At 27.2% G+C, this 18,390-nt stretch carries 20 protein-coding genes and 1 tRNA gene; 18 read left to right on the top strand and 3 right to left on the bottom strand.

All coding sequences use genetic code 11. The features are described 5' to 3' along the window. Positions 1-2 precede the first annotated feature (2 nt). From IC174_RS10325 to IC174_RS10295, 7 genes are all read left to right on the top strand, one after another. Positions 3-458, top strand: coding sequence for a PTS sugar transporter subunit IIA (locus IC174_RS10325; RefSeq protein ID WP_227482860.1), 456 nt, complete (start codon positions 3-5; stop codon positions 456-458). Between the two features lie 57 nt (positions 459-515). After that, positions 516-833 carry a PTS fructose transporter subunit IIB gene (locus IC174_RS10320; RefSeq protein WP_227432546.1) on the top strand — a complete coding sequence of 106 codons (318 nt, stop codon included), beginning with the start codon at positions 516-518 and terminating at the stop codon, positions 831-833. 24 nt (positions 834-857) lie between these two features. Further along, the gene (locus IC174_RS10315; RefSeq protein ID WP_227482859.1) at positions 858-2,120 is read left to right on the top strand and encodes a PTS fructose transporter subunit IIC; all 1,263 of its coding nucleotides are present in this window, start codon (positions 858-860) and stop codon (positions 2,118-2,120) included. 104 nt (positions 2,121-2,224) lie between these two features. Next, a complete protein-coding gene (locus IC174_RS10310) occupies positions 2,225-3,289 on the top strand; it encodes an aminopeptidase P family protein (protein WP_227432548.1) in 1,065 nt (354 codons plus the stop codon). 56 nt (positions 3,290-3,345) lie between these two features. Then, on the top strand, positions 3,346-4,524 hold the full coding sequence (locus IC174_RS10305; RefSeq protein WP_227482858.1) for a PatB family C-S lyase: 1,179 nt from the start codon (positions 3,346-3,348) through the stop codon (positions 4,522-4,524). A gap of 251 nt (positions 4,525-4,775) precedes the next feature. Continuing rightward, on the top strand, positions 4,776-4,973 hold the full coding sequence (locus IC174_RS10300) for a helix-turn-helix transcriptional regulator (RefSeq protein WP_227432550.1): 198 nt from the start codon (positions 4,776-4,778) through the stop codon (positions 4,971-4,973). A gap of 3 nt (positions 4,974-4,976) precedes the next feature. Further along, a complete protein-coding gene (locus IC174_RS10295; RefSeq protein WP_227432551.1) occupies positions 4,977-5,411 on the top strand; it encodes a tellurium resistance protein TerC in 435 nt (144 codons plus the stop codon). A 177-nt stretch (positions 5,412-5,588) separates the two neighbouring features. Here the strand turns inward: IC174_RS10295 and IC174_RS10290 are convergent, their stop codons facing one another. After that, on the bottom strand, positions 5,589-6,644 hold the full coding sequence (locus IC174_RS10290) for an FAD:protein FMN transferase (RefSeq protein ID WP_227482857.1): 1,056 nt from the start codon (positions 6,642-6,644) through the stop codon (positions 5,589-5,591). Between the two features lie 66 nt (positions 6,645-6,710). Between IC174_RS10290 and IC174_RS10285 the strand changes: the two genes are divergently transcribed. The 5 genes from IC174_RS10285 (at position 6,711) to IC174_RS10265 (ending at position 10,093) form a co-directional block, all read left to right on the top strand. Then, positions 6,711-7,082, top strand: coding sequence for a NusG domain II-containing protein (locus IC174_RS10285; RefSeq protein WP_227482856.1), 372 nt, complete (start codon positions 6,711-6,713; stop codon positions 7,080-7,082). A gap of 40 nt (positions 7,083-7,122) precedes the next feature. Continuing rightward, entirely contained in the window at positions 7,123-7,797 is a 675-nt protein-coding gene (locus tag IC174_RS10280) for a uracil-DNA glycosylase (protein WP_227432554.1), read from the top strand. A 241-nt stretch (positions 7,798-8,038) separates the two neighbouring features. Then, complete coding sequence (locus IC174_RS10275) at positions 8,039-8,878, top strand: G5 domain-containing protein (RefSeq protein WP_227432555.1); 840 nt, start codon at positions 8,039-8,041, stop codon at positions 8,876-8,878. A gap of 257 nt (positions 8,879-9,135) precedes the next feature. Further along, positions 9,136-9,232: transfer RNA gene (locus tag IC174_RS10270), tRNA-Sec, on the top strand. 156 nt (positions 9,233-9,388) lie between these two features. Next, the gene (locus IC174_RS10265; protein ID WP_227432556.1) at positions 9,389-10,093 is read left to right on the top strand and encodes a ThiF family adenylyltransferase; all 705 of its coding nucleotides are present in this window, start codon (positions 9,389-9,391) and stop codon (positions 10,091-10,093) included. A 128-nt stretch (positions 10,094-10,221) separates the two neighbouring features. Here IC174_RS10265 and IC174_RS10260 read toward each other — a convergent pair whose 3' ends face one another. Next, positions 10,222-11,058, bottom strand: coding sequence for a ComEC/Rec2 family competence protein (locus IC174_RS10260; protein ID WP_227482855.1), 837 nt, complete (start codon positions 11,056-11,058; stop codon positions 10,222-10,224). A gap of 186 nt (positions 11,059-11,244) precedes the next feature. Between IC174_RS10260 and IC174_RS10255 the strand changes: the two genes are divergently transcribed. The 4 genes from IC174_RS10255 to holA all read left to right on the top strand — a co-directional run bounded on the left by IC174_RS10255 (position 11,245) and on the right by holA (position 15,759). After that, on the top strand, positions 11,245-12,150 hold the full coding sequence (locus tag IC174_RS10255; RefSeq protein WP_227432558.1) for a DUF2156 domain-containing protein: 906 nt from the start codon (positions 11,245-11,247) through the stop codon (positions 12,148-12,150). Between the two features lie 8 nt (positions 12,151-12,158). Then, a complete protein-coding gene (gene eis / locus IC174_RS10250) occupies positions 12,159-13,343 on the top strand; it encodes an enhanced intracellular survival protein Eis (RefSeq protein ID WP_227482854.1) in 1,185 nt (394 codons plus the stop codon). A 129-nt stretch (positions 13,344-13,472) separates the two neighbouring features. Beyond that, entirely contained in the window at positions 13,473-14,753 is a 1,281-nt protein-coding gene (locus IC174_RS10245; RefSeq protein ID WP_227432560.1) for a ComEC/Rec2 family competence protein, read from the top strand. Further along, on the top strand, positions 14,716-15,759 hold the full coding sequence (gene holA, locus IC174_RS10240) for a DNA polymerase III subunit delta (RefSeq protein WP_227482853.1): 1,044 nt from the start codon (positions 14,716-14,718) through the stop codon (positions 15,757-15,759). Before IC174_RS10245 ends, holA begins: the two co-directional genes overlap by 38 nt. 190 nt (positions 15,760-15,949) lie before the next feature. On the opposite strand, the gene rpsT is transcribed toward holA, so the two are convergent. Then, positions 15,950-16,216: a 30S ribosomal protein S20 gene (rpsT, locus tag IC174_RS10235; protein WP_227432754.1), complete on the bottom strand. Its 267-nt coding sequence runs from the start codon at positions 16,214-16,216 to the stop codon at positions 15,950-15,952. 541 nt (positions 16,217-16,757) lie between these two features. On the opposite strand from rpsT, the gene IC174_RS10230 reads away from it, so the two are divergent. Beyond that, the gene (locus IC174_RS10230; protein WP_227482852.1) at positions 16,758-17,279 is read left to right on the top strand and encodes a helix-turn-helix domain-containing protein; all 522 of its coding nucleotides are present in this window, start codon (positions 16,758-16,760) and stop codon (positions 17,277-17,279) included. 33 nt (positions 17,280-17,312) lie between these two features. Beyond that, positions 17,313-18,098 (top strand): alpha/beta fold hydrolase, encoded by a 786-nt coding sequence (locus IC174_RS10225; protein WP_227482851.1) that lies wholly within the window; start codon positions 17,313-17,315, stop codon positions 18,096-18,098. Positions 18,099-18,390 lie beyond the last annotated feature (292 nt).

Raw genomic sequence — 18,390 nt, 5'->3', positions numbered from 1 at the left:
CAATGGGAACAAACATATTTAACAAAGAATATGTATTTTTAAATACTGAGGCTAAGTCTAAGGTTGAGGTTTTAAAATTTATAGCTAAGAAAGCTAAAGAATTAAATTTAACAGAAGATGAAAATCTAGTATACGAAGGCTTAGCAGCTAGAGAAGAGCAATTTACTACAAATTTGGGAGAATCTATAGCAATACCTCATACTAAAAATGATGCAATTGAAAATCCAGCAGTAGTGGTACTAAAGTTTAATGATAATGTTGTTTGGAATGAAGGTGAGGATAATGTCAAATTGGCAATAAGTTTGCTTATGCCAGGAAAAAGTAAAGAAAACATACACCTTAAATTATTATCGTCTCTTTCAAGAAAATTAATAAATAAAGATTTTAAAGATTCTCTTTTAAAGAGTGATAATGTGGAAGAAATCGCTAATTTAATAAATGAAGCTTTAGGTTTATAGATAAATACTAAAGTTAAAATAAAAATAATTAATTAAAGTAAATAGGAGGAATTTAAAATGAATAAAAAATTAGTAGCATTATGTGCTTGTCCAATGGGACTAGCTCACACTTTTATGGCAGCAGAAGCAATAGAGCAAGCTGCAAAGGCATTAGGTTATGAAGCAAAAGTTGAAACTCAAGGTGCAGATGGTGTGCAAAATGAATTAACAAGAGAAGACATATTAGGAGCAACTATGATAATACATGCAGTAGCAATAACACCAGAAGGTATGGAAAGATTTGATGGTTGTGAAGTTTATGAGGTTGAATTACAAGAGGCTATAAAGAATGCAGAAGGTGTTATAAAGGAAATAGAAGAGGATTTAGGAATATAATAAATTTACTGTGGAGGAAATAGAATGGCAATCAAGAAAAAAGTTATAAACAGTTCAGGTGCTTCTACAACAGGAGGCAATAACGCAGGAAAAACTACTCCATCTAATCCAACTCAATCAAAGGGAAATGGAAAATGGAAAGAAATTAGTAAACATATAATGACAGGTATATCATATATGATACCAGTCTTAGTAATGGGTGGACTTATAGGAGCTTTATCTCAGTTAATACCATATGCAATATTAGGGCTTGACCCATCTGTAGGTATAGTTGATGCTATGAACTCAGGTGAATTTACAGGATTTAAACTTAGCCTTTTAAACATGGCACAATTAATGTCAAACTTCGGATTTACTCTGTTTGGATTTGCAATACCACTATTTGCAGCATTCTGTGCAAATTCTATAGGTGGAAAAACAGCCCTAATCGCAGGATTTATAGGTGGATATATAGCTAATAAACCTGTAGGTGTACCACAATTCATAGATGGACAATGGACAGAAGTTGTACCAGTTGCATCAGGATTCTTAGGTGCAATATTAATCGCATTTATAATAGGATATTTTGTAAAATGGTTAAATAAATCTATAAAAGTTTCTCATAACTGGTTAGCTTTTAAAACAACATTTTTAATACCACTAATAGCATCATTAACTTGTATGGTATTGATGATATTTATAATAACTCCATTTGGTGGATTAATTAATGAAAGTATGAAAAACTTCTTAACAGCAGCAGGAGCAGCGGGAGAATATGTATATGCAACAGCTTTAGCAGCAGCTACAGCATTTGACTTAGGTGGACCAATAAATAAAGCAGCAGGATTCGTTGCACTTGGTTTGACTACAGAAAATGTACTACCAATAACAGCAAGAACAATAGCTATAGTTGTTCCTCCAATTGGATTAGGACTTACAACTTTATTAGATAAAAGATTAGTGGGAAGAAGAGTATATGATAGACAATTCTATCAAGCAGGAAAAACTTCTATATTCCTATCATTTATGGGTATATCAGAGGGAGCAATACCATTTGCACTTGAGAGACCAGGTTTTGTTATACCTTTAAATATCGTAGGAAGTATAATAGGAGCTATTACAGGTATAGTTTTAGGGGCAATTCAGTGGTTCCCAGAGTCAGCTATATGGGCATGGCCTCTAGTAGATAACTTATTTGGATATGTAATAGGTATAGCAGTTGGTGCTATATTCATAGCTGTAGGAAATGTATTTTACAGAAATAAATTAATAAAGGATGGTAAACTTGTTGTAGATTATATTGATTAATTTATAAATTTTACTATCTATAATAACCTTGGCTGGTAATATTGATTGAAACAATATTACCAGCCTTACCTATATGACTAATTAAGGGTGGTGAAGATAAAATTATGAATAAAATAGAAAAAATAAGAAAGTATCTTAAAGAGTATAATGTAGATGGAATTCTTATTAATAGTTCTACCAATAAGTTTTATATTGGAAATCTATTTAGTTCATCAGGCTATGTTTTTATAACGAAAGATAAACAATATATAATAGTAGATTTTAGATACTTTGAAGAAGTTAAAAGAAAATCAGATTTATTTGATGTTATATTAATGGATAAAAATAGAACGTATTTTGATATAATTAATGATATTTGCAGAAATCAAAATATAAAAGAAATTGGCTTTGAAGGAAGTGAAGTATCTTTTGACTCATATAAAAGTATGAATAACAAATTAAATGTAACTTTAAAATCAATTGATTTATCTACTTTAAGAAAAGAGAAAGATGAAGATGAAATAAAATATATAAAAAAAGCTTGTGAAATAGTAGATGCTACGTTTTATCATATAATTGACTTTATAAAAGTTGGTATGACTGAAAGACAAGTAGAAAATGAAATTGTAAGATTCATAAAAGAATTAGGCGGACAAAAAGAATCATTCGACACTATAGTTGCATCTGGTTTGAGAGGAGCCTTACCTCATGGAAAAGCTAGTGAAAAAATTATAGAATATGGAGATTTTGTTACATTCGATTTTGGAGCAAAGTATAATAATTATTGTTCAGACATTACTAGAACTATTTGTATGGGAACTACAAATAAAGAACTAGAAAAAATATATAATATAGTAAAGAAAGCTAATGAAGAGTGTATAAAGGTTTTAAAGCCAGGCATGACTGCTGGTGAAATAGATAAGGTTGCAAGAGATATAATTAGTTCATATGGATATGGTGATAATTTTGGACACAATCTGGGTCATGGTGTAGGTATTATGGTTCATGAGTATCCAGCATTAACTTCAGAATCAAATGAAGTATTAAAAGAAGGCATGGTTGTAACTATAGAGCCTGGTATATATGTGCCAGAACTTGGAGGAGTAAGAATTGAAGATGATGTACTTATAACTCAAGATGGGTGTATGAGATTGACTATATCTACCAAAGATTTAATAGTTGTAAATTAAAAATAAATTGTAGCTAAGTATTTTTATAATAATAAGAAAAGACGAGGTAAATTTAAATGTATAATTTTGATGATAGACCAGATAGAGTAAGTGAAAAGTGTAGAAAGTGGGATTTAAATATTATAAGAGATAAATTTGGAGATATTAAAGAAGATTTTGTACCAATGTGGATTGCTGATATGGATTTTAAAATACCAACAGAAATAGAAAGTAAATTTATTGAAGCTGTAAAAAGAGGTGTATTTGGATATACATACTGTTATGATGAATTTTATGATTCAGTTATTGGGTGGCAAAATGATATGCATAAAGTAAATGTAGAAAGAGAATGGATTACATTGACTTATGGAACTGTGTCAACACTTCACTATGTAGTACAAGCTTTTTGTAAAAAAGGAGATAGTATAATATTAAATACACCAGTTTATGACCCATTTGAATCATCAGCTAAAAAGCAGGGTGTAAATGTAGTTTGTAATACATTAGATGTGATAAATGATAGATATTATATAAATTTTGATAGATTAGAATCTCAAATTAAAGAAAATAAACCTAAGTTAATGATGTTTTGTACACCACATAATCCATCAGGAAGAATTTGGTCAATTGAAGAAATGACGAAAGTAGCAACTATATGTAAAGAAAACAATGTTGTTTTAGTTGCAGATGAAGTACATGCAGAGCATATTCATTATGGCGAATTTAATTCTATTCTTAAGCTTGAAAGAGAACTTTTAGAAAATATTATCCTATTGACATCACCAAATAAAGGGTTTAATCTTGGAGGATTAAAGACCTCTTATTCAATAGTTATAAATAAGGACATAAGAGATACTTTTAGAAAGAAACTAAAACAAAATTCTATAACTTCTCCAAATGTATTTGGAATAATAGGATTAATAACAGCTTATGATGAATGTAGAGAGTGGTTAAGGAACGTAAATGAGTATATAAAATCAAATTATGAACTTTTAGAGAATTGGGTAAATAAATATGAGAAGATTAAACTAATGAAGATGGAATCGTCTTATTTGGCTTGGATGGACATAAGCAATCTAGGACTAAGTGCAAGTGAATTTACAGATAGGTTAGCTGTCAATACAGGAGTGCTAATAGAAGATGGAAGTCACTTTGTAAAAGATGGAGAAAAGTATGTTAGGATAAATTTAGGAACTCAAAAAGAAAATGTAATTGAGGCATTAAATAGAATGGATTTGTTTGTAAAGTCGTTATAAAAAGTTAGTTGAGTTATTTATTAAAAATAAAAAAATGTAGGTTGTTTCAAAGATGTACTAAAAAAGATTAAAAAATAAGGTTTATAGACATCAAGATGTAATTCAATTATAAAATTAAATATGTTTAATGATAGGCATTTCTAATGAAATGTCTATTTTTATATATATTTTGTAAAGTTTCCTTTACAAAAATAAAAGCAAGTGGTATATTATAAATGTAAAGGAAACTTTACAAAAAGGAGGCAATCTTTTTGAAAAATCGTGTAGAGGATTTAAGAAAGAAAAAAGGTCTTAATCAAGAAGATTTTGCAAAAATTCTTAAGGTTTCAAGGCAGACGATTAGTTCTATTGAAAATGGAAAATATAATCCATCTTTAGAACTTGCATTTCAAATATCTGATTTTTTTGAAATGTCGATTGAAGAAATATTTTTATGGAAGGAGAAATAGTTCATGGAAAAGAAAAATTTAAGAATAGGAATTGTATTTGTAGTTTTAGGTGTTATTTTCTTGTTTCTTTGTTTAATGAATGGTGATAAGTTAGGTTCTTTGTTTGCTGGACTAGCAGGAGGCTTTGGATTTGGTGGAATTTCTGCCATTTATCGTTACTTTTACTGGAATAAGCATAAAGAAGAATACAAAGAAAAGCTCGAAATAGAAAACATTAATCTTCATGATGAAAGAAATGTTATGTATAGAGATAAAGCAGGAAGATATGCTTACATTGTATGTATGATAATAATTCCTATATCTGCTTTTGTTTTCTCTGTACTAAATGCATTAGATATATACAACTCATTGGTAATAATCATATATTTATTTGTTTTGTGGATTGTTTTATATGTTGTAGGAGTTATTTATTATCGAAAGTTAAAGCGTAATGGGTAGTGTTTTATACAAATCAAGCTATAAATATGGTATATACATAAGTACAATTTGTTTTAGACTACTTAGTATATACCATATTTTATATAAAACTTAAATTTACATTAGTTATATTAGAGTTATTTAAATTTGTATGTATAAATTTGTATGCATAATAGATATAGTTATTATTTAAACTCATTATTTATTGAACTTTTTAATAGAAAAAGCTTTGTCTGTAAGTTTAAAATTATTTTGTATGCCATTAGTTAAATATACTTTTTTATCTTTGGTTATAAATATAGCATCTACATTATCAATACTATTAATTAAATCCATACCTTTTTCAAGTCCAAGTCCAAATGTAGAAGTGGATAAAGCATCACAATTAATAGATTTATCAGAGATTATTGTAACACTGCTTAAGTTGTTTTCAAAAGGGTATCCTGTAAATGGATTTAACATATGGTGATATATTTTACCGTCTTTTTCTATAAATCTCTCATAAATTCCAGATGTAACAACAGATTTATTTGTAGTTTCTATATTCCCTATAGATTCTCCATTTTTGCTAGTTGGGTCTTGAATACCAATTTTAAAAGGTTTGTTATTTTTGCTATCTTCTAGAGTAAATATATTACCTCCCAAGTTTACTAAAGCTTTTTTTATACCTTCTGATTTCAAATAGCCTACGATTTTATCAGCAGCATATCCTTTAGCTATTGCCCCTAAATCAATTTTCATATTTTCTTTAGCTAACTTTATAGATTTATTTTTTTCATCTAATATAATATTTTTGTAATCAATGAGCGGCAGAAGTTCGTTTATCTCAGAGTTATTTGGGACTTTAGCCTTGTCTGTTCCAATTGCCCATAGATTGGATAGTGGACCAACTGTTATGTCAAAGTATCCATTTGACAACTTAGAGTATTCTATAGCCTCTTGTACAACAAAAAATGTATCATCAGAAACTTTGACAAAATCTTTACCAGCATTATCATTTATTTTAGAAACATCGCTTCCTGGTATATGGGTACTCATCTTGTTATCAATATATCTTAAAATTGAATCACATTCATTTAAAATTTTATCACTTTTTGATTCTTTTATATTAAATATAGTAACTTCATTTACTGTACCAAGGTAATAGCTTGTCTTACTATATTTAGTATTTTGACTTGAACTCCTAAAAAATGAAAATAAAATTAATGCTAAAATCAATATCACAAAAATAAATGTGATTTTTTTCTTATTCATGGTATATTCCTCCTATGAAATTGTGTTATTATCTTATTATAGCATAATTTCATAGGAGGACAAAAAATGAAGAAAAAAGACATTCTTCTTATTTTAGGTGTTTTGATTGTTATCACAGCATGTTATGGAATAATAAATGTTATAAATTCTAAAAATGCTGGAAGTATTGAAATTTATGTAGATAATAAATTGTATAAGACTGTTTCAATAAATGCCAAAGAAGAATTTAAAATAGAAAATAGAGGAGGGTACAATGTAGTTAAAATTCATGACAAAGGTGTGGAGATAATAGATGCTTCATGTCCTGATAAGGTGTGTGTACATACAGGTTTTATAAACAAACCAAGTCAAAGTATAGTTTGTATACCTAACAGAGTGAGCATAAAAATAAATACTAATGAAAAAAATGACAATCAAGAGGACATAATTTCTAAATAAAACAATAAATAAAAATAGCTGAAAGGAATTGGTGATAACTATGGTTAATTTAGGAAACGATTGGAATGAATTATTAAAGGAAGAATTTGAAAAAGAATATTATTTAAATTTAAGAAAATTCCTTATAGATGAATATAAGACACGTCAAATTTTTCCTAATATGCATAACATATATGAAGCTTTAAAACACACTTCATATAAAGATACAAAAGTTTTAATACTAGGACAAGACCCCTATCATGGAGATAATCAAGCTCATGGTTTAGCTTTTTCAGTTCAACCACAAGTAAAAACTCCACCATCTCTATTAAATATGTACAAAGAGTTGAAAGAAGATTTAGGATGCTTTATACCTAATAATGGATACTTAATGCCTTGGGCAGACCAAGGTGTGTTACTTTTAAATACAGCACTTACTGTTAGAGCACATGAAGCCAATTCTCATAAAAATAAAGGGTGGGAAATTTTCACAGATAGAGTGATTTCTATTTTAAGTGACCGTGAAGACCCAGTAATTTTTGTACTGTGGGGAAGTAATGCGCGTAAAAAAGTAGAATTGATTGATACAAGTAAGCATTATATTTTGGAAGCACCTCATCCAAGTCCATTATCAGCAAGTAAAGGTTTTTTTGGATGTAAGCACTTCTCTAAGATAAATGAAATTCTCGAAAAGCTAGGAAAAGAACCTATCAATTGGCAGATAGAAAATATATAAAGATAAAAGGTAACAAAATGATAACAAAACAACAATAAACAATGACATTGTTGTAACTAATAGAAATATGCTTCAATAGTTGAAAATACTATGTATGCATATTTCTATTTTTTTGTCAAGTTGACAACTCTTGAAAAAATAGTTACAATTTAGTTACACAAAAAACAAAAAAGAAATTTACGAAGCAGAATATTACGAAGCAAAATATATAGTGTAAAAAATTTGAGGGAGGAAATTTTATATGAATTTAAAGAAATTGAGTAATGTTAAAGTCTCGGCAATGGCGGTTGTTTTATCAGTTGGAATTTTATCTGGATACTCTGCACTTAATAAACAAGTAACATTAGTAGTAAAAGGAGAAGAAAGAACTGTATCTACATTTAGTTCTAATGTAGGAGACCTTTTGGAAGCCCAAAACATTAGCTATGATGGAAATGATATAGTTAGTTTGGATGTAAATTCAAAGTTATCTAATGGAGATAAAATAGAAGTAATTGATGTTAAGGAAAAAACAGTTGTAGAGACTAAAGACATTCCGTTTGAAGTTACAGTTGTTGAAGATAACTCTTTGTCAAAAGGAGATTCTAAAGTTAAAGAAGAAGGAAAATCTGGTAAAAGTGAATTAGTATATAAAGAAACTTATCACAATGGCAAGAAAGTAGAAAAGGAATTTGTGAAAAAAGTTGTTACATCTGAGCCAGTTAATAAAGTTGTAAATAAAGGAACAAAAGTAGAAATGCAAGTAGCTTCATCAAGGGGAGAAAGTTCAAGAAGGATGGCTTCATCTTCTTCAAGTAGTAGCAGTAGTAACAATGGTAGAAGTATGAGAGTTGTAGCAACTGCATATTCTGGTCATAGTATAACTGCAACAGGAACAAAGCCTAAGTGGGGAACAATAGCTGTAGACCCTAAGGTTATACCATATGGAACGAAAGTATATATACCTCAATTTGATATGGTATTTACTGCTGAAGACTGTGGTGGTGCGATAAAAGGAAATAAAATTGATATATTTATGAATGATTCAAAGACAGTTTACAATTGGGGAAGAAAAACTATAGATATACGTATATTAAAATAATTAAATAATTTATATTTATACTGGAAATTGTATTTTGATTAAATAGAGGAAAAATTCTTTATAGATAATTAAAATATGGTTTCCAGTTTTTAAGTTTATAAATATAGTTATAAATATAATAAGAAGATATATAAATATTAATTGCTATAGATAAAAACTATTTAAAATATGATTTGCTATCAAATTAATCTATAAAAATTGTTGCAAAGAGTCAAAATATATGATATTATAGATTTCGTTGAGAAACGTTTCGTTATGGGAGTGGATGGGTGCCGGTGTGCCCTCTAGTCTTCAAAACTAGTATGAGGGGTTAAGAGCCTCTTAGGTGGGTTCGATTCCCACGCATTCCCGCCAGTATAAAAGGTATCTTTTAATATTAAAAGATACCTTTTTAAATTTAAAAATTATTTTGAGATAATTTAGTTTTAGTAATATATAATATCTAGTATTATATAATGTAAATTTTCTAATACTAATATTAGGTATATAAAAGTCTAGGAGAGTGGAAAAATGGAAAATAACTTTACAACGAGAACTAGTTTTCTAGTTGGAGATGATGGTATAGAAAAACTTAAAAATTCAAATGTAATAGTATTTGGAGTTGGAGGAGTAGGTAGTTTTACTGTTGAAGCTTTAGCAAGAGCTGGAGTGGGTAATCTCACTATTGTTGATTTTGATGATGTAGATATAACAAATATAAATAGACAAATACCAGCATTACATTCAACTGTGGGAAAATATAAAGTCGATGTTATGGAAGAAAGAATTTTAGATATAAATCCTAATATTAATATAAAAAAAATAAGAAATCTTTATAATAAAGATACTAGTAGTGAAATACTAACAGAAAGATATGATTATGTTGTGGATGCAATAGATATGGTAAGCTCGAAGATACATTTAATTGAAACATGTGAAAAAAGAGGTTTAAAAATAATAAGTTCTATGGGTATGGGAAATAAATTGGACCCAACTAAAATAGTTGTTACTGATATACACAAAACAAGTACTTGTCCTTTAGCTAAAGTCATGAGAAAAGAGCTTAGAGATAGAGGAATTAAAAAATTAAAGGTGGTATATTCAACTGAACAACCAATAGAACTTAAAAAGAAAGTCATGAATGGTAAAAAGGTAACACCAGGTAGTGTATCATTTGTGCCATCTGTTGGAGGTCTAGTAATTGCATCTGTAATAGTTAATGAATTATTAGGGTAATAATGCTAAATATTTTATCTATAAATTTTATGGACATATTTTAAAGGCTAAAAGCATCAATATAAAACCATTTTATGTTGATACTTTTAGCCTAGTTCTGTTATGTAGTTACAGTTTTATTTCTTATGTTAAGTGTCTATTTTATATTTGTGTTTTGTAAATATCATTTTACCATCACTATAAAAAACAATATCACCTATTTTATCTGTCCTATAAATTGATATATTGTTTTGTTTTAAATTATTGATAACTTCCTTATGAGGATGTCCATATTGATTTTTATATCCACACGATATTGCGGCTATATCTGGATGAATTTTTTCAATAAATTCTGAAGTAGTTGATGAATTGCTTCCATGATGACCGATTTTTATAAAATTGATGTTATCTAATTTAAAATAATGTAAAATTTCTTTTTCAATTGCTTCTTCAGCATCGCCCATAAATAAAAATGAGGTGTCATTAAAATTTAATTTAAAAACTATTGAGTTTAAATTAGGTTCTTCCTGTATATATGAAGGACTTAATACATATATATTTATATTGTTATCGATATTTAAAACATCATCTCTGTATAGATACTGTATAGATAGGTTTTTATCATTACAAGAACTTATTAGATTTTGATAAGCTTCACTTTCTGTTGATTGTTCAGGCATATAGATGGAGTTTACATTAAATTTTTTTATGACATTATCAAGACTTCCTATATGGTCTGAATCTGGATGCGTAGCTATTATTATATCAATGGTTTTTATTCTTTTTTGTTTCAAGTAACTAGTAACTATATTTCCACTATCTTCATCACCTCCATCAATTAATATATTTTTCTTTGTAGGTGTTTGAACTAAAAGACTATCACCTTGTCCAACATCTATTATATGTATAGATAGTAGAGATTTTTTGTCACAAGCACTTAAAAGTGATATTATAATAAGTATTAATAAAAAAATTTTATTTCTCAATAAAAAATCACTCCAGTCATTACATGTTTATATAATTTTATGATGGGTAATATAAGATATATGGGAACTATCCTATTTTATATTTTAGACAATATAAGTGAAATTAATACCATAACTAAATTGGAGTTTTTATAGATACAAAATAAAATTTTAAAAAATTAAGCAATAAAAAGGTAGGAGGATTTTATGTTTTTCAAAGATATTGAACTAAATTCAAAAAAGGAGCTAGACCCTTATTTTGATTTAGTAGATTATGAAGCTTGTGAGTACTGTTTTAGTACTTTATATATGTGGCAACATGTTTATAAGACAGGATACTATATAGGTGAAGATTTTGCTGTTTTAGTTGGTGAATATGAAGGAGATAGTTTCTCAATATTACCACTTGCTAAAAAAGACAAACTTCCAGAAGTTGTAGATTTTGTACTTGAGTATTTTTCACATAACAACAAAAAGATATACTTAAGAGGTATTACTACTGAAGTGGTAGAATTTTTAAAAGAAAAATACCCAAATAGATTTGAGTATATAGAAGAAAGAGATTTATTTGATTATATCTATGATGCAGAAAGTTTAAGAACGCTAGCAGGTAAAAAGAATCAAAAGAAGAGAAATCATATAAATTATTTCTTAAAAGAATATGCAGGTAGATATGAAGCAAGATTATTAGATAAAGAAAACTTCAATGAATGTTTAGTATTAATGAAAGAATGGGAAAGTAACAAAGAAGAAAATAACGAATTTGATGAAAGTATGGATGATGAATTAGTTGGTATCAAAAAGATATTTAACAATTATGATATTTTAAAAGATAAAGTAAAAGTATTTGGTGTATATGTGGATGGAAAATTAGAAGCATTTAGTATCGGAGAGCTTTTAAATAAAAACATGGCATTAATTCATATAGAAAAAGCCAATCCAGATATAAGAGGTTTATATCCATTTATAAACCAACAATTTTTAGTAAGTGAATTTAAAGATGTTGAGTTTGTAAATAGAGAAGAAGACTTAGGTATTGAAGGTCTGAGAAAAGCTAAACTTTCTTACCACCCTTGTAGATTTGTTGAAAAGTACAGTGTTAGGGAGGCTTAATAAACTATATGGAGATTAGGTATGCTAAAGAAGAAGAAATAGAAAGTATAAAAGAAATATGGAGTTATTGCTTTAATGATAGTGAAAGTTTTATGAAATACTATTTTAATGATAAATATAAATATGAAAATACTGTAATAGCTTTAGATGAAGGAAAAATTGTTTCCTCTCTTCAGCTAAACCAGTATAAATTAAGTTTAAATAGTAAGGTATACAATACATCGTATGTAGTAGGGGTTTCCACACTTCCTGAGGGGAGAGGAACTGGCTATATGAGTAAAGTTATTAAATTTACTTTAAATGAGTTGTATAAGAAAGGACAACTAGTATCTATATTAATGCCAATTGATTATAGACTTTATAGAAGGTTTGGATATGAGCATTGTTATGACCAAATTGAATATACTATCAAAACAGATGATTTAAAAACTTTCAAGGCAAATGGAAAAATGATAAAAGCTAATTTATCACAAATTGATGATTTAATTAAAATAGATAAAGTATTTTTAAATGAGGTTAATGGTAATGTGTTAAAAGATGAACATTATTATGAAAACTTATTTAAAGAAATCCAAAGTGAAGATGGACATTTATATATCCATGAAGATAGTGAAAAAGATGGATATGTAATTTATTTTCTTCAAGGAGATAAAATGTTTGTCAGAGAGCTATTTTATAAAAACATAGATGCCCTTAAATCAATGCTTAAATTTATATATAATCACAATACTCAATGTAAGATAGTTACTATAGCTACTCCTATGATAGATAAGATAAGGTTTATATTAGACAATCCTAAAGACTGTGAGATAAAAATAAAACCTTTTATGATGGGAAGAGTTATAAATGTAAAGCAATTTATTGAAGATATAGATATTGATAAGGATATTAATGGCTCTATAAAATTATATATAGAAGATAAATATATAGAAGAGAATAATGGACTATTCAAAATATCTATACAAAATAAAAAAGTAATGTTAGAAAAATTAAATAAAGAATGTACAGATGAGCTTCAAGAGTGTTTTGATATTAAATTAGATATAAATGCTTTAACACAATTGGCATTTTCTTATATAGACATTGAAGAAGCACTTTTATTAAATAATATAAAGGGTATTTCAAAAAAAACAATAGAAATACTTAATTGCATTTTTTCTAAAAAAGATAATTATATAAATGAATATATATAGAAATGAAAATACGTCAAAAGATTTTAATAAATCTTTTGACGTATTCTTTTGTTTATAGAATAATTTCTTTTGTTTAAAAAATATTTATTTGAAAATAATCTAAATAATATGTTTTATAGAGGAGTGATTATGATTCAAATAAGAAGACCTTTACTAATTATATTAATATTTGTGATAGCTGTATCTTTTATTATCACAAATAAGAAGAAAGAGGATGAAAAATTTAATGATAAGATAATAACTATACAAGGAACAGTTAAAGGAAGACTTGAAAAGCCTAGATATAATCAGTATAAAGTAGGCGCTTTCTTAATAAATGATTACACAAGAACTAAAAATTTGAAAATTGGTCAGAAAGTTAATATTACAGGCAAATTTAAAAGTTTAGCTAAAATGAAATATGAAGATTTTGATTATGGAAGGTATATAAAAAGCACTGGATATAAAGGTATAATATATATAAATAGCTATAAAATTATTGGTAAGAATAAAATATATGACTTAATAGGTAAAGTAAAGTTTTACATAAATAAAACGTATAGATATTTATATAAGAAAAATTCGGATTTTATAAATTCTATATTGTTAGCAGAAGTTGAAAATCTGACAGATGAGCAAAAAGAAATGTTCACCAGAACAGGAACTAGCCATGTAATATCTATATCTGGTCTTCATACAGGCATACTATGTGTTGTAATTGCTTTTTTATTAAGAGGTATAAATAAATTGTATAAATTATTAATATTGTCGATTTTTATATCTTTATATTGTATAATGGTAGGTGCGTCTCCATCTATAATTAGGTCTATAACATTTGTTATGGTTTTCTATTTATCAGTCTTTATTAATAGAAAAAAGGATGGAATATCAACACTGTCTCTAATAGGGATAGTTTTAATTATAAATAACCCCTATGTTATATATAATGTAAGTTTTCAATTATCTTTTTTAGCTACATTCTCTATACTAATATTTTACAATAAAATAAATAGTATTATAAAATTAAGTATGGTATCATTGACAATATCGTCAAATATATTAACCTTGCCTATAATATATTATACATTTAAAGGTATACCATTGGTTTCAATCATAGGAAATTTAATCATAGTACCATTTATAGGTATAATAATGTATTTGAGTATTGCAAGTTTAATAATATTTAAAATAAGTGTAGTAATAGCTAAAATAATAGCTTTATTTAACAGTACATTGATAGAAATCATATTTTTTTTACTAGAGAAACTCAGCAATTTAAATTTTACATATATTGATATAGATAACCCTAAACTTTATATTGTAGTGATTTATTACATAGGAGTATTTTTTTACATATTTTACATAGAAGGAAAAGAGATAAAGGAGCAAGAAAATGGATTACAAGGATATTATAAGGAATATAAAAGATAAAAAACTTGAGAAAATGTATCTTTTTTATGGCAGAGAGTATTATTTAATAGAAAATGCAATAAAAGTCTTTAAAGAGAATTTAAACGAAGGAATGCTCGATTTTAACTTAGATATAATAGATGGAAAGGAAATAGTCTTAAATCAGCTTATAAGCTCTATAGAGACACTTCCTTTTATGGATGATAGAAAAATAGTAATAGTAAAAGACTTTGAGTTACTAAAAGGAAAGAAAAAGAATTTTACAGATAGTGACGAAAAATACTTGATAGAGCATTTAGATAATACTCCAGACACTACTACCATAGTTTTTGTTGTATACGGAGATATTGACAAAAGAAAATCTTTAGTTAAAAAGATAAGTAATAATGGAATTGTTTTTAACTGTGACAAGCTTTCTGATATGGACTTATTTAAGTGGATAAAAAAATCTTTTGCTCTAAATGAAGTTATAATAGAAAACTCTCAGATAATGTATTTTATTGAACAAGAAGGATATAGAGATAAAAGTAGTGAAAAGACTTTATCAGACTTAGAAAACGAGATAAATAAAATTAGCTCATTTGTTGGAAAGGGAAATAGTGTAACTAATGATATAATAGATAAATTATCTCCTAAAAAGGTTGAAAATGATATATTTAAGTTAATTGATTATATTGGAGAGCAAAGTGCTTCTAATGCAATGAAAATATTGAATGATATGATACAGGAGGGCGAATCTGTTTTAGGTATATTTTCTATGATAGCTAGACAGTTTAAAATAGTTATGCAAGTAAGACAATTACAATTAGAGGGATACTCAGCAAAATTTATAGCAGATAAATTAAAAATTCATCAATTTGTAATAGGAAAAGCATTAAAGCAGGCTAAGAACTTTTCTGATGATATAATCATAGAAATTTTAAACTATATATTAGAAAGTGATTATAAAATAAAAACAGGTCTTATAAGGGATACCTTAGCAGTAGAAATGTTGGTTAGTAGATACTGTAAAAGACAAGCAGTGTAAAAAAAATTATACATTAATAAAAAATAAATAGCAAGATATGTTATAGTTCAAAGTACAAGTAGGCTAGATTGAGTCTAAGAGTATATAATCTACTATAATATGTCTAACTATTTATTTTTTATTGTATAAATTTCCAAAATAAAAAACCCCTACATAGGGGTTATTATATATAAGAAATATAAACTGGTAATTAAGCGTTCATACCGTTTAACTTTTGAGCTAATTTAGCTACTTTTCTAGCTGCAGCATTCTTATGTATAGTTCCTTTAGAAGCTACTTGGTATATTCTTTTTTGAGCGTATTGGAACTTAACAACAGCATCCTCTCTGTTTCCAGCTGCAACAGCATCTTCGAATCTTCTTATTGCAGTTTTTATTTGAGATTTTCTAACTCTATTTAAAGCAGTTTTCTTTTCGATAACACTTATTCTTTTCTTAGCTGATTTTATATTTGCCACCGTGTTCACCTCCCTGTATTTTTTTCTCATATTCATCGTCAACATATTAGATTTTAACAGAAATAAATCTAAAAATCAAGGATTATTATTTATATATTTTAATAATGTTTTTTGTTTTGATTTTTTAGACTATAAATTATGTATAAATAATTTGAAATATTTTGTTTTTATGTTGATATATTTTGTTCTTTAAATATTTTAATAGATACAATTTAATATTTTATTTTTGTAACATATATCTTGAAATAATACAAATTATTAACATACATTTTGATAGTATTTCCAATAATTATAAGATAATACAAGAAATTACTCATTTTTATGGACTTAGTAATAAATTTTATAAAAATATGAATTTATATGGTTAATATGAAAGTTTTTCTATTAATTAAAGGTAATTTTTTTATTGTCGCAGATAAGCAGAACTATACTATCGCTATTTTTATTACTGTTGACTGTTTAATAGTTTTATATCATACTCTTGTATAGTCTAAAAAATTAGACTATAATAATTTTATGGATTAAAGAAAGGATTGATAAAGTGGATACAACAAAACTAATTTTAAATCCAGCTAGACTCCGAATTTTACAGTATATCAGAATTCATGGTAGTGTTCGTACATCTGATATTGTGAAGTATCTAAGTGATATTCCTCGTGCAACAGTTTACCACCATGTTAAAATTTTGGAAGATAACAATATGATTGAAGTAGTTAAAGAAAATCGTGTACGTGGTACAATTGAAAAAATTTATTCATTAAAGGAATATGCTTTGGATATGGAAGTAGATGCATCTGTTTCACTCTCTACAGCATTTCATATGGGTTTGATGCAAGAAATGAATGAATATTTTAGTTTAAAAAATCAAGACCATAAGAAAGACAATGTATTTTTCACTTCAGCATTGTTATATATAACTGATAGAGAATATGAAAATCTTCTTCAAAGTATAGTTGATTTATTGAAGCCATACATAGACCAAGAACCCAAATCAGATTTAAAACTCCGAAAACTCTCAATTATATCTTCTCCACCTGCAAAAAATGATGAGAAGAAGAAATAACAAACATTTTGTTTTTATAAGGAGGCATTATATATGAACTTTCATGAATTTGGGAATAAAAACAATCCACATATCATGCTGATTCATGGAGGTGGGAATGCATGGTGGAATTATTTACGACAAGCACGAGTATTGTCTGAATACTATCATGTAATACTTCCTACACTGGATGGTCATGGAGAAGAATACAAGACTACATATATTTCTACAGAGGATACAGCAGATAAATTGATGAAATATATAGATGAAGAATGTGGTGGTCATCTTTTTTCTCTGTGTGGAGTATCTCTTGGTGGACAGATTGTTATAGAGATTTTATCTCGAAAACCAGATATTACTGAAAAGGCAATTATTGATGGCAGTATTTGCTATCCTAGACCCAATATGGCACGAGCTTGTATGATGTCGATTCGATTTTTTAGAGGGCTTTTATTTAGTGAAAAAGCTTGTAGATTTCAAATTGCTATGATGTCAAAATTATTTCCAAAAAACATGCAATATCCAGATGAAATTAAGAACTATTATATGAAAGATATGCCACATGTCAGAAAAGAAACACTCTATGCTATGTATCGTACTTATATGATGAAGTACACACTTAAGGAGAGTTTAAGAGAAACTACAGCACAAGTGATGTATTGGTATGGTGAAAAGGAAATGAAATGTGTAAAAAACTCTGCAAAGATGTTTCAGTCTTATGTACCTTCTTGTAAAATTTATGAAGCTAAGGGATATAATCATGGTTATCTAGCTATTTATTTGCCAAATGAGTGGTTGGAGATTGCTGAACCATTTTTTCAACAGAATGAAATGATATAGAAATTATAAAGTTATTTTGATAAAAAAGAAATGTATAATGAATGAAAATTTGACAGGAATTTGATAATATGAAATTGATAAATAGATTAAAAGGTAGCGCCTATATAAATAGTTGCTACCTTTTTATATTTGTAAATAGATGATAGTTAAGGACGTTTACTGACTATTTACTGACCAAACTCAATTTTCTTACATTGAAAGCCTTAATTTTACTTGTTTTAAATAAATTTATAGTTTTTTGTTATAAAATACTAAATTTTGTTAACAATTATAATTAGCATTTAATTTATAC

It is taken from the genome of Clostridioides sp. ES-S-0001-03 (assembly GCF_020676075.1).
In the GTDB taxonomy this organism is placed as follows: domain Bacteria; phylum Bacillota; class Clostridia; order Peptostreptococcales; family Peptostreptococcaceae; genus Clostridioides.
Note: the sequence above shows the minus strand (reverse complement) of the source record. Positions and strands in the feature narration are given on the sequence as shown.